This is a genomic window from Herbaspirillum sp. Her3, from assembly GCF_057961275.1.
The window spans coordinates 2,737,820-2,750,788 of the sequence record NZ_CM176328.1; the positions used below are offsets into that span (position 1 = coordinate 2,737,820).

General features: G+C 65.6%; 9 protein-coding genes. 3 read left to right on the forward strand and 6 right to left on the reverse strand.

All coding sequences use genetic code 11. From position 1 onward, the window contains the following. Positions 1-233: 233 nt before the first annotated feature. The 6 genes from ACVC5H_RS12530 to ACVC5H_RS12555 all read right to left on the reverse strand — a co-directional run bounded on the left by ACVC5H_RS12530 (position 234) and on the right by ACVC5H_RS12555 (position 9,796). Complete coding sequence (locus tag ACVC5H_RS12530; RefSeq protein ID WP_489622604.1) at positions 234-1,670, reverse strand: heavy metal sensor histidine kinase; 1,437 nt, start codon at positions 1,668-1,670, stop codon at positions 234-236. Then, on the reverse strand, positions 1,663-2,355 hold the full coding sequence (locus tag ACVC5H_RS12535) for a heavy metal response regulator transcription factor (protein WP_489622605.1): 693 nt from the start codon (positions 2,353-2,355) through the stop codon (positions 1,663-1,665). The genes ACVC5H_RS12530 and ACVC5H_RS12535 overlap by 8 nt, the downstream gene beginning before the upstream one ends. A 124-nt stretch (positions 2,356-2,479) precedes the next feature. Then, complete coding sequence (locus ACVC5H_RS12540) at positions 2,480-5,632, reverse strand: efflux RND transporter permease subunit (RefSeq protein ID WP_489622606.1); 3,153 nt, start codon at positions 5,630-5,632, stop codon at positions 2,480-2,482. After that, complete coding sequence (locus ACVC5H_RS12545; RefSeq protein WP_489622607.1) at positions 5,629-6,864, reverse strand: efflux RND transporter periplasmic adaptor subunit; 1,236 nt, start codon at positions 6,862-6,864, stop codon at positions 5,629-5,631. Before ACVC5H_RS12545 ends, ACVC5H_RS12540 begins: the two co-directional genes overlap by 4 nt. Positions 6,865-6,919: 55 nt before the next feature. Beyond that, positions 6,920-8,473 carry an efflux transporter outer membrane subunit gene (locus ACVC5H_RS12550; protein ID WP_489622608.1) on the reverse strand — a complete coding sequence of 518 codons (1,554 nt, stop codon included), beginning with the start codon at positions 8,471-8,473 and terminating at the stop codon, positions 6,920-6,922. 138 nt (positions 8,474-8,611) lie between these two features. Beyond that, positions 8,612-9,796 carry a citrate synthase family protein gene (locus ACVC5H_RS12555; RefSeq protein ID WP_489622609.1) on the reverse strand — a complete coding sequence of 395 codons (1,185 nt, stop codon included), beginning with the start codon at positions 9,794-9,796 and terminating at the stop codon, positions 8,612-8,614. A 102-nt stretch (positions 9,797-9,898) separates the two neighbouring features. On the opposite strand from ACVC5H_RS12555, the gene ACVC5H_RS12560 reads away from it, so the two are divergent. The 3 genes from ACVC5H_RS12560 (at position 9,899) to ACVC5H_RS12570 (ending at position 12,792) form a co-directional block, all read left to right on the forward strand. Then, positions 9,899-11,287, forward strand: coding sequence for a CoA transferase (locus ACVC5H_RS12560; RefSeq protein WP_489622610.1), 1,389 nt, complete (start codon positions 9,899-9,901; stop codon positions 11,285-11,287). A gap of 52 nt (positions 11,288-11,339) precedes the next feature. Continuing rightward, a complete protein-coding gene (gene lepB / locus ACVC5H_RS12565; protein WP_489622691.1) occupies positions 11,340-12,032 on the forward strand; it encodes a signal peptidase I in 693 nt (230 codons plus the stop codon). 208 nt (positions 12,033-12,240) lie between these two features. Further along, positions 12,241-12,792 (forward strand): TetR/AcrR family transcriptional regulator, encoded by a 552-nt coding sequence (locus ACVC5H_RS12570; RefSeq protein ID WP_489622611.1) that lies wholly within the window; start codon positions 12,241-12,243, stop codon positions 12,790-12,792. Positions 12,793-12,969: the final 177 nt, after the last annotated feature.

A 12,969-nucleotide genomic window follows, 5' to 3' on the forward strand; every position in this document is an offset into this window, starting at 1 on the left:
AAGCGTTGACTGCCTAGGCGCGGCGACGCGCCGTAGCGGTGCTACGGCAAGGAGCTGCAACAACGGCAGGCGACGCTTGGCGGCCTCTCCCGGAGGGTTTCCCCCAGAAGGCGCGCTGGCCGCGTTGCACGTCAGGGCTGGTGGCACCACCACCAGCCCTGACGCGCGCCTTGCCAACACGCCTTCTGGGGGCAACGCATCTCGCAGATTAAGTGTGAACAGGCCCTAGGGCCTCATTGCCGTGCGATGGTAAAGCCGATGGTGTTGTGTCCGCCGCTGCTGCTGGCAAAGGCACGTCCGCCATGCATGCGCGCCACCGCCTTGACGATGGCCAGGCCCAGGCCGTGGCCGTGGCTGCCGTTGATGTCCTGGCGCGCGCTGTCGACGCGGTAGAAGCGGTCGAACAGGCGCGGCAGGTGCTGTTCGTCGATGGCCGGACCGGGATTGGTGACGGCCACTCTGACCATCTCTTCGCCGGCCGCGATGTCGATGCGCAACTGCGCGCCTTGGGGCGAATGCTGGATGGCGTTCTGGATCAGATTGGTCAGGGCGCGCTTGAAGAGTGCCGTTTCCATGGTGGCCGTGGCCTGGAGGTCGCCGGCGACGGTGATGCTCATGCCGGTGTCATCGAGCACGAACTCGAAGAAATCCACCGTCTTCTGCACCGCCTCGGCCACCTGCGCCGGTACGCGTGCCGTGGCTGCCTCGCCCTGGTCCGAGCGGGCCAGGAACAGCATGTCGTTGACGATGGAACGGATGCGGTCCAGCTCTTCCAGGTTCGATTGCAGCACGTCCTTGAATTCCCCCGCACTGCGTTCGCGCGCCAGCGCCACCTGGGTCTCGCCGATCAGGTTGGCCAGCGGCGTGCGCAGTTCATGGGCGACGTCGGCGTTGAAGGCTTCGAGCTGGGTATAGGCGTGTTCAATGCGTTCCAGTGCGCCGTTGAAGGCATCGGCCAGCACCGACAATTCTTCCGGCAAGGCTTCCACCGGCATGCGCGCCGACAGCTTGCGCGGCGAAAAACTCTGGGCGCGCGCCGACATGCGCCGTAGCGGTGCCAACCCGGCGCGGGCAATCCAGTAGCTGGAGATGACGGCCAGCACGATGCCCAGCAGCGAGGAAATCGTGGTGGCCAGGAGGAAGGTGCGGCGCATCTCGAAATAGGGGGCGCCATCGACGCCGACCGTGACCCGTACCTCCGGCCTGTCCTCGAAGGGCGGCAGGGTGCGCGTCATGATGTGCAGCGGATAGGCATGGCCCGGCAGATGCAGGCGCCCGACCTGCTTGCCGTCGGCATGACTGATGGCCGATGGCGACAGGCGGGTGAGGTCGCCGTAGGTGAAGCGCGGGTCGTCGCTGGCGATCCAGAAGAACACGTGCTGGTCCGCTTGCGACAGCGTGGCCAGCTTCATCTGTACCCGGCCCCAGCGCTCCGTGGTGCCGACGCGCTCGATCTGGTAGCTGATGTCATTGAGCGTGGTGAAGAGGGCATCGCGCTCATGGCGCAGCAATTCTCCCTTGAGCACGGTGTAGAGCACCACCCCGGCCACCGCAAAGATCAGCAGCGCCGAGGCCGCCGACATCAGTACCAGGCGCGCAGTGATGGACTGGCGCAGCGGCAGGCGGCGCTTTTTGGCCGGAGCGGCCGACGTGGGTTGGGTCTCAGTCATCGATGGCGTCGGAGGTGGCGCGCGGCTCCAGCACGTAGCCCATGCCGCGCACGGTGTGCAGCAGCTTCTGCTCGAAGGGCGCGTCGATCTTGGCGCGCAGGCGCTTGATGGCCACTTCCACCACGTTGGTATTGCTGTCGAAGTTCATGTCCCAGACCAGTTCGGCAATGGCCGTCTTGGAGAGAATCTCGCCCTGGCGCCGTGCCATCACGGCCAGCAGGGCAAACTCCTTGGCGGTGAGGTCGATGCGCAGACCGCCCCGGTAGGCCTTGCGCGAGATCAGGTCGATCTGCAGGTCGCCGATGCGCAGTTGCGGTGCCTCCTGTACTCGGCCGCGGCGGGTCAGCGCCTGCAGGCGGGCCAGCAGTTCGAGGAAGGAGAAGGGCTTGATGAGGTAGTCGTCGGCACCGTCGTGCAGGCCTTTGATGCGGTCTTCCACGCTGTCGCGCGCGGTCAGCATGATGACCGGGGTCTGCTTGACCGTGCGCAGCGAGCGCAGCACGGCAAAGCCATCCACGCCCGGCAGCATCACGTCCAGCACGATGACGTCGTAGTCATGCTGGATCGCCAGGTGCTGCCCGTCGACCCCGTTAAAGGCCACGTCGACCGCGCAACCCTGCTCGGTCAGGCCCTTGCAGAGGTATTCGGACATCTTTTGCTCGTCTTCGACTATCAGGATCTTCATGCGGTCTCCACCGGCGGCACCGGGAAACTCTCCCGGTGCGCGCCCATGCGGGATTCTACCTTTCCCGGCTTTTCAATAGGAATGAGGATGACGTAATGCCTCAGTACCCCGGTGCTTCAGTACTTCAGTGCCCCTGCGCCAGGCGCGCCGCCTTGCGTTCCTGGCGCGCCTTCTTCTTGCGTTCATACCAGTAGTGCGCGCGGTCCAGGTAGAGATAGACCACCGGCGTGGTAAAGAGCGTGAGCGCCTGCGAGAGCACCAGGCCGCCCACCATCGCATAGCCCAGCGGCCGGCGCAGTTCGGAACCGGCACCATGGCCCAGCATTAGCGGCAGGCCCGAGAGCAGGGCACACATGGTGGTCATCATGATCGGGCGGAAGCGCAGCAGGCAGGCCTGGTAGATTGCTTCTTCCGGCTTCATGCCCTGGTTGCGCTCGGCCGTGAGGGCGAAGTCGATCATCATGATGCCGTTCTTCTTGACGATGCCAATCAGCAGGATGATGCCGATCAACGCAATCACCGACAGGTCATAGCCGCCGATCATCAGGATCAGCAGTGCCCCCACACCGGCCGAGGGCAAGGTCGAGAGGATGGTCAGCGGATGGATGTAGCTCTCGTAGAGCAGGCCCAGCACGATATAGACCGCGATCAGGGCCGCTGCGATCAGGTAGGGCTGCGAGGAGAGCGAATCGCCGAAGGCCTTGGCCGTGCCCTGGAAGTTGCCCACCAGGGTCTGCGGCACGCCCATCTCGTCCTTGGTCTTCTGGATCACGTCGACCGCCTCGCCCAGGGACACGCCCTTGGCCAGGTTGAAGGAAATCGTCACCGCCGGGAACTGGCTCTGGTGGCTGATCGAGAGATAGGAAGTCTTGGTGGTATCGACCTTCACGAAGGTCGACAGCGGCACTTGCTGGCCCGTCAGCGGCGAGGTCAGGTAGAGTTTGTCGAAGAGTGCAGGATCCTTCTGCAATTGCGGCGTCACTTCCATGACCACGTGGTAGCTGTTGATCTGGGTGAAGTATTGCGCCACCTGGCGCTGGCCGATGGCGTCATAGATGGTGGCGTCGATCAGCGAAGGCGAGATGCCGAAGCTGGAGGCGCGCGCCCGGTCGATGGTGATGACGGCGGCCGCTGCCTGGTTCTGCTGGTCGGAGGCCACGTCGGTCAGTTGCGGCAACTGGCGGAATCGCTCCAGCATGCGTGGCGCCCACACGTTCAGTTCATCCAGATCGGTATCGGTGATGGTGTACTGGTACTGGGTACGCGAGAGACGGCCACCGACGTTGATGTCCTGGCTGGCCTGCATGAACAGGTTCACGCCTTGCACCTTGGCGACCTTGGGACGCAGGCGCGTGATGATTTCGTCGGCATTGGCGGTACGGCCTTCATCCTTGGGTTTCAGGGCGATGAAGAACTGGCCGGTATTGAAGGTGGTCGAGCCGGCACTCATGGCGAAGCCGATCACGTCCGGGTCCTGGCGCACCACGTCAGCCACCTTCAGCAGGCGTTCCTGCATGGCGGCCGAGGAGGTGTCCTGGGCCGATTCGGCAAAGCCGACGATGACGCCATTGTCCTGTTGCGGGAAGAAACCCTTGGGAATGAAGATGAACAGCACCACCGTCAGCGCCACCGTGGCGAGGAAGCTCATCAGGGTGATGAACTGGTGCTTCATCACCACGTCCAGGCCGCGCTTGTAGCCATTGAGCATGGCATCGAAGCCGCGTTCGAACCACTGGTACAGCTTGCCGTGTTGGCGGCCATGCTCGTTCTTGAGGAAGCGCGAGCACAGCATCGGCGTCAGGGTGAGCGAGATGATGACCGAGACCCCGATGGTCAGCGTGACCGTCACCGCGAATTCGCGGAAGAGCCGGCCGACGATACCGCCCATGAGCAGCAGCGGAATGAACACGGCCACCAGCGACACCGAGATCGAGATGATGGTGAAGCCGATCTCGCCGGCGCCCTTCAAGGCCGCTTCCAGCGGCGACATGCCTTCCTCGACGTAGCGATAGATGTTTTCCAGCATGACGATGGCGTCATCGACCACGAAGCCGACCGCGATGGTCAGCGCCATCAGCGAGAGGTTGTCCAGGCTGTAGCCGACTACGTACATCACCGCGGCCGTGCCCATGATGGCCAGCGGCACCGTCACCGAGGGAATCAGCGTGGCGGCGACGTTGCGCAGGAACACGAAGATCACCATCACCACCAGCGCAATGGTCAGCACCAGGGTGAATTCCACGTCTTCCACCGAGGCGCGGATGGTCTGGGTGCGGTCGATCAGCGTATTGACGTGGATGGCAGCAGGGATGGCCGCGCGCAGGCGCGGCATGGCGGCCTTGATGCGGCCGACCGTCTCGATCACGTTGGCACCGGGCTGCTTGGTGATGGCCAGCACTATGGAGCGGCCATTGGTGATGGTGTGATCGGACGTGTTGGCCGCACCAGCGAAGGCCCAGGCGGCGATCTTATTGTTTTCCGGACCGTCGACGGCCACGCCGATGTCCTTGACCCGGATCGGCGCGCCGTTGCGCCAGGCCAGCACCATGTCATTCCATTGCTCGGCCTTGAGCAGCTGGTCGTTGGTATAGACGGTGAAGGCCTGGCGCGCACCATCGACGGTGCCCTTGGGCTGGTTCACGGTGGTGGTGGCGATGACGCCGCGAATGTCTTCCAGGCTGATGCCCAGCGTGGCGATCTTGGCCGGATCGATCTGGATACGCACGGCAGGCTTCTGCTGGCCGTTCACGTTGACCAGGCCCACGCCGGAAATCTGCGAGATCTGCTGGGCCAGGATGTTGTCGGCATAGTCGTTGACCACCGTCAGCGGCAGGGCATCGGACTGCACCGACATGATCATGATGGGCGAATCGGCCGGATTGATCTTGCGGAAGGTCGGCGGATTGGGCAGGTTCGACGGTAACTGGCCGGTGGACGCATTGATGGCCGCCTGCACGTCGAGCGCGGCGGCGTCGATGCTGCGGTTGAGGTCGAACTGCAGGGTGATCTGGGTGCTGCCCAGGGTACTCTGCGAGGTCATCTGCGAGAGGCCGGCGATGAGCGAGAACTGGCGCTCCAGCGGCTGCGCCACGTTGGAGGCCATGGTCTCGGGACTGCCCCCGGGCAATTGCGCCGTGACCTGGATGGTCGGGAAATCGACCTGCGGCAAGGGCGCCACCGGCAGCAGCGGCCAGACCGCAACCCCCACCAGCAGAATGGCGATGGCCAGCAGCGTGGTGCCGATGGGGCGCTTGATGAAGGCGGCGGATACGCTCACTTGGTGCTTCCTTTCGCCTCAGCGTTGGCAGCGCCCTTGGTCGGCTGCGGCTTGCTTTCCACGATGCGGCTGCCCGGCTTGAGCTTGTACTGGCCATCGATTACCACGCGTTGGTCGGCCGTGACGCCGCTGTCGGCAGCCAGCACGGCGATGCCATCCTGGATGCGGTCGACCTTGACCGGCTGCATGGCGGCCTTGTCCTCCTGGTCGATGGCGTAGACGTAGGTGCCTTGCTGGCTGCGCTGGATGGCCGCTGCCGGCACGGTGAGGGCGTTGCCGTGGCTGTTCATCACCAGGCGGGCGTTGACATACTGGCCCGGCCACAGTTTGTGCTCGGCATTGTCGAAGCGCGCCTTCAGCTGCACGGTGCCGTTGCTGGTGTTGATCTGATTGTCCAGCAGCACCAGCTTGCCCGTGGCCAGCACTTCCTGCGAGTCGCGCGCAGTGGCGATCACCTTGAGTGGTTTCTGGCTGCTGCGCTGGGCGCGGTTGATGCTGACCACGGCTTCTTCGGGCAAGGTGAAGACCACGGTGATCGGGTCAATCTGGTTGATCACGACCAGGCCGCTGGTATCTGCCGCATGAACGATATTGCCCGGATCGACCAGGCGCGCGCCGACGCGGCCTGAAATCGGGGCGTTGATGGTGGTGTAGCTCAGCTGCACCTTGGCATAGGCCACCTGCGCTTCATCGGTCTTGACGGTGGCTTCCAACTGGGCGACCAGCGCCTTTTGCGTGTCGAGCTGCTGCTGGGTGGCAGCGTCCTGGCCACGCAGGGTGGTGTAGCGCTGCAGATCCAGCCGCGCATTCATGAGGTTGGCGGCATCCTTGGCGCGTTGCGCTTCGGCCTGGGCCAGTTGCGCCTGCAAGGCGCGCGGGTCGATCTGGGCCAGCAACTGGCCTTTCTTGACGTCTTCCCCTTCCTGGAATCCCACCTTGTCCAGCTGGCCGTCGATGCGGGTCTTGACCACCACGCTGGCATTGGCCGTGACGGTGCCCACGCCGGCCAGGTAGAGCGGCACGTCGCGGTCCTGCACGCGCGCCAGCGAGACGGCCACCGGCGGGGGCGCCTTGGCAGTGCTCTGGTCGGCGGCGCTGGCGCGTTGCATGGCGCTCCAGCTCGCTACGCCGGTGGCCAAGAGCAGGGCGGCGGCCACGGCGATGGCCAGGGTGGAGCGTTGCGGCGTGCGCGGATTCTGGGGAGCGTTGGGGGAGTTGGGTGAGGTGGTCATGCCTGAAACTCGTCCTGGAAATGTCACGTTGGATTCGAAATGGTCTGTGCGCCGGTCAGCGCGCCGCCATCGGCGCCTGCTGGCTGGCCGGGTCGGTTTGTCCGGCCTGCCAGCCGCCGCCGGTGGCCTTGATCAGCGCCACGCTGGCCACCAGTTGGCGGCCCAGCAGCGTTACCGCGCTGCGCTGGTTGGTGAGCGACGTCGCCTGGGCGGTCACGACCGACAGATAGGTCACGGTGCCGGCCTGGTACTGGCTCATCGCCAGCCGTTCGGCCAGTTGGGCCGATTGCACGGCCTGGGCCTGGACCGCGCTCTCCTGGTCCAGCACGCGCAGGGTGGAGAGGTTGTCTTCCACGTCCTGCAGGCCGGCCAGCACGGTTTGCTTGTACTGCGCGGCGGCTGCGTCATAGGCGGCGACGGCCGAGTCATTGCGGGCACTGCGCGCGCCGCCATCGAAGATCGTCGCGGCCAGGGCCGCGCCCAGCGACCAGACGCGGCCGGGCGTATTGAAGAGATCGGCGAAGGATGCATTGCTGTAGCCGCCGCTGGTCGAGAGCGTCAGGGTCGGGAAGTAGGCGGCGCGCGCCACGCCGATGTTGGCATTGGCGGCGGCGGCCAGGCGTTCGGCGTTGGCGATGTCGGGACGGCGCTCCAGCAGGTCCGAGGGCAGGCCAGCCGGGATCTGCGGCAGGCTCGCTTGCAGGCGCCGGGCGTTGGCATCCATGGCATCGCCGCTGGCGTCGGCGGCCGGCAGCGGTGCCAGGGTGAAGGCGGCGGGTGCCTTGCCGATCAGCATGGCGATGGCGTGTTCCAGCTGGTTGCGGGTGGCGTCCAGGTCGATCAGTTGCGCCTGGGCCGAGCGCAGTTGCGTCTCGGCCTGGGCCACATCCGAGCGCAGGGCGGTACCGGCCTGGTACTGATGGCTGGTCAGTTGCAGCGAGCGCGTATAGGCCGCGACGGTGCGGCCATACAAATCCTTTTGCAGGTCGGTCACGCGCAATTGCAGGTAGTCCTGGGCCAGGGTGGCCTGGATCGTCAGGCGGGCCGCTGCCAGGCTGGCGGCGCTGGCTTCGGCATTGGCGTCGCCGGCTTCGGCGCCGCGGCGGATACGGCCCCAGAGATCGGCTTCCCAGGACGCATTCAGTCCCACGGTGTAGGTGTTGCCCAGGCGCTGCACGCCGTTGGTGTTGGTTTGCGCGCGCGTGTCGCCGGCCTGCGCGCCGACGGTGGGCCACAGGCTGGCGCGCGCCACGGCGGCGGTGGCCTGGGCCTGGCGATATTGGGCGGCGGCTTGCTGGATGGTCTGGTTGGCGGCGTTGGCCTGGGCCATCAGGTCGTTCAGGACGGGGTCGCCATAGGCTTCCCACCAGCGCTGGCGATCGTCCACCTGACGCGGGGCCGCTACTTTCCAGGGGCCTTGCTCCTTGTAGGCTTGCGGCAGGTCCATGGCCGGACGCACATAGTCGGGGCCGACCGCGCAGCCGCCCAGCAGCGCGGCCAGCGCCAGCACCGTCATTCCCTTCTTGGCGCGGAAGGGGGAATTGTGGGGGGGATGAGTGAAATGACGAAGGCTGACGCTGGCTGCGGCGCGGCGAAACGGGACGACCATAGGGCTCACGGAGATGGCTTGCGGATGAAGGACCGGCCGGCTCGCAGCGCCCCTCAGCGCCCACGGCCGACCTCTGCGTAGGGCCCTAATGTAAATGTTTCCCCTCAACACGAGGCTGACATCAAGATGACAATTTTGTCAGCCAGGGCGTATCCCGGTATAGGCGGCGCGTGGCCGGATCAGGTTGCCGTTGCGTCCCTGTTCGAGGGCATGGGCGATCCAGCCCAGCGAGCGCCCCAGGGCGAACAGGCCAAAGGCGCTGCCCGGCGGCAGTTGCAGATGCCGCCGCAAGGCCGCCAGGGCGAAGTCCACCGAGGGCGGATGGCCCGTCAGTTCGCGTACTACCTTGATGATTTGCTGCCAGCGCGGATGGGCCGGCAGCAAGGCGTCCAGCAGGGCGATGGCGCGTACGTCGCCCTGCGGATAGAGATGGTGTCCAAAACCGGGCAGCTCGTCGCCGCGCGCCAGCCGTTCGCGCACGCTGGCGGCCGGGTCGACATGCGCGTCCAGCGCATCGAGCAGGGCTTCTACCCGTGCCGTGGTGCCGCCATGCAGTGGGCCGGACAGGGCCGCCAGCCCACCGATCACGGCGGCCTGCAGGTTGGCGCCGGTGGAGGCGATGCAGCGGGCGGTAAAACCCGAGGCATTCAGTTCATGGTCGGCGCACAGCACCAGGGCGCGGCGGACCAACTGGGCGCCCGCTTCATCGAGCCGCCAGGCACGGGCGCATTGGAGGTGCAAGGGCGCAGCGGAGGAGGCGCTGCCCAGCAGGCAGGCCGCCAGGCGGCGCACCAGCTCGCCGCAGCTGGCCAGGCGGCGCGGTAGCGGCAGGCACCATTGCGCACCGATATCGGCGCCGCAGGCCAGCGCGAAGAGCGGCAACAGCGTCTGTTCGGCGCGGCCTTGCGCCCATTGGCCCTGTACGGCTGCCAGCTCGCAGGGCATGGTCGGTGGCGTTTCGCCGAAGGCGTCGGCCACCTCGCAATCCCAGAGCAGGGCAGCCACTTCTTCCACGCTGGCCGCCGCGCTGAGCGCCACGGCGTCGCGACCACGGTAGTAGAGCCGGCCGTCTTCGATCAGGGTGAGCGCCGATTCCAGCACCGGCAAGCCCCAGTCCAGCGCCGCCCGTGCCACCTCGCGCGGCTTGCGCCCGCGGCTGCGGCTGGCCGCCAGGCGCTCGACCTCGCTGGCCAGGTAGCGGCTGTCGCGTGCTTGCCCGCCCGGATGCGCGTGGAGCAGGCCACGGCTGACGTAGGCGTACAGCGTCTGGCGCGATACACCCAAGAGGGCGGCGGCCTGGGAAGAAGAAAGGTAGCGGCTCACGGAACACCTGGTCGAATCGATAAGTTGATTAAATTAATCAATATTGACGATTAATTCAAGGCTAGTATCCTGCTTGCATTGCATCCCTTGACGAGGCTCGCCATGACATCCCATTCCACTGCCCAGGCCATGCTGAACACGATCTGGAGTGCGCTCGATGGCCATCCCGATGAACTTGCCGCCGTCAGGCTGGTGGGCCAGGGCGACTTGCCCTCGGTGTTTGCCACCACCGACCTGGCCCAGGCGTCGGTGGCCGCGGCCGGGCTGGCGCTGGCGGGGCTGGTGCACAGTGGCGGCGCGGCGCGCCCGGAAGTGGTGTGTGACCGCCGTCTGGCGGCGATGTGGTTCAGCAGCAGTTTGCGGCCCCAAGGCTGGGCACCGCCGCCCTTGTGGGATGCGGTGGCGGGAGACTACCGCGCTGCCGACGGCTGGATACGCCTGCATACCAATGCCGGCCATCACCGTGTGGCCGCGTTGGCGGCGCTGGGACTGGATACGCAGAGCGCCACGCGCGAAGACGTGGCACGCGCAGTCGCCCGTTGGCGGGCGACCGAACTGGAAAGCGCCGTGGTGGCTCACGGAGGCTGCGCCGCCCAGATGCGCAGCCAGGAACAATGGGCGAGCCATCCGCAAGGGACGGCCGTGGCCGGCGAGCCGCTGGTGGCGCGCCAGCTCTTTGAGGGCGCCTCCGCCCCAGCGCGCAGGATAGACCCCGCACGGCCGCTGGCTGGCGTGCGCGTACTGGATCTCACGCGGGTGCTGGCCGGCCCGACCGCCACGCGTTTCCTGGCCGGCTTCGGCGCCGACGTGCTGCGCATCGATCCGGCGTCCTGGGACGAACCCGGTGTAGTCCCGGAAATGACCTTGGGCAAGCGCTGCGCCGGGCTGGATCTGCGCCAACCTGCGGAGCGCACTGTGCTCGAAGATCTGCTGCAGCAGGCCGACGTGATGGTGCATGGCTACCGCGCCGATGCGCTGGAGCGGCTGGGGCTGGGTGCACAGCGCCGCCGCGAACTCAACCCCGGCCTGGTGGACGTGGCATTGAACGCCTATGGCTGGAGCGGGCCTTGGGCCGCACGGCGTGGCTTTGACAGCCTGGTGCAGATGAGCAGCGGCATTGCGCAGGCCGGCATGCATGCTGCGGGAGCGGACAAGCCGGTGCCGCTGCCAGTCCAGGCACTGGATTACGCCACTGGTTATCTCATGGCTGCCGCCGCCGCGCGCGGACTGACCCTGCGCCAGACCAGCGGGGCCGGGAGCCAATACCGCCTGTCACTTGCCCGCACCGCCCGCTTGCTGGCCGATCATCCGCTCCCGTCGGGGCAGCCGGGGCTTGCCGCGGAGACGCAGGCCGATCTGCATCCGCATCTGGAAATGACGACCTGGGGACCGGCCCGGCGCTTGCTGGGGCCGGTCAGGCTGGGCCAGGCCGAGATGGCCTGGGACCGCCCGGCCTCGCCCTTGCGTTCGGCGCGGCCCGCATGGTCGTGATTTCGTTTAGCATGGTGGCCACTTTGAACATGGTCCAAGCGACTTCATCATGATGCGTTCCACCCTGAAGAAACTGGTAGCAGACAACAAGGGCCTGCTGGCCTTCATCGCCCTGATGGTGGTGTTTCGCAGCGCCATCGCTGACTACAACGTCGTGCCCAGCGGTTCCATGCTGCCTACGGTGATGGTGGGCGACCGCATCCTGGTCGACAAGATGGCCTATGACCTGCGCCTGCCGCTGACCCACATCAGCCTGATGCGCCTGGGCGAGCCACGGCGTGGCGACATCGTGACCATCGATTCGCGCGAGGCCGGCGAATTGCTGCTCAAACGCATCATCGGCCTGCCCGGCGACGTGGTGGAGCTGCGCGACAATGTGCTCTTCATCAATGGCCGTGCCGCCCGCTACGGCGCGGCCCAGGTGCCCCCGGAGAGCGGCGACGGCGTGGACCAGGCGCGCTACCGCGACGAAAAGCTCGATGGCATGAACCATCTGGTGCGCCTCTCCGAGGGGCATCCCAGCCTGCACAGCAGCTTCGGTCCGGTGGTGGTGCCGGCCGATCACTACCTGATGCTGGGGGATAACCGTGACAACAGCATGGATTCGCGCTATTTCGGTTTTTTCGCCCGGAGCGAGCTGATGGGACGCACCCGCCGCATCGCTTTCTCGCTGGATGCGGATCAGTTCTTCAAGCCGCGTCTTGAACGTTTTGGACGCCGGTTGGACGCAATAGCGGTCAAATAATTCTCTTTTTGCAACTTTTGATGCAAAAATCCTTGTTTTTTTTGCTGTCAATCGCTCAAGTTGTCCAAAAGCATGCCGTTATCAATGACGGAAAACATGCCTTTGTCATCTGGAGCACATCATTTCTCTCACCTTCATCTCCGATCCGGCCACCGGTCGCCGCAGGAATGCCGTCAGCCATGACGCCATCCTCGATGCCACTTATGTGATGCTCGAGGAGATCGGTTTCGACAAGCTCTCCCTGGAGGGCGTGGCCACCCGCGCCGGCGTGGGCAAGGCCACCATCTACCGCTGGTGGCCCAACAAGAGCGCCCTGGCCATGGAAGCCCTGCTGCGCGTGGTGGAACCCTTGCCCCCCATCGGCGACAGCGGCTCGGCCCGTGAAGACATCGAAATCCACATGCTGCAACTGTCCCAACTGTTGCGCGGCAAGTCCGGCCGGGTAGTGCGCGAGATGATCGCCCTGGCCCAGTTCGAGCCCGAGAGCCAGCGCATCTTCAATGACAGCTACCTGGAACCGCGCCGCCTGGCGCTGGTGAATGTGCTGCGCCGCGGCGCCCAACGCGGAGAGTTCAGGGATGATGCCGACCTGAACCTGGTCTTCGACCTGCTGTACGCCCCTGTACTGCAGCGCCTGCTGACCGGCAGCGCCGACATCGACGAGCGCCAGATTCAGTCCCAACTGAAGCTGGTCCTGGGCAGCATCGCGTTGCCTCAACCCATCTTTACGCAGGGTAAAGTTTCGTCACAACAAGCGTAAATTTTATTGAGTAGGTGATTGTTTGCACCTAGAATCCGAGACGAAACGTATCGTATTGGTTCTGGGTAAGTGAACTTTTGCGTCAAAAATCAGGCATTCCGGGCAGCCGGGGTGGCCTGAAAGCGCCAGCAGACGGCGCCAAGCGACGACAAGAATCCATTTCTTCCTCCGCAGAGG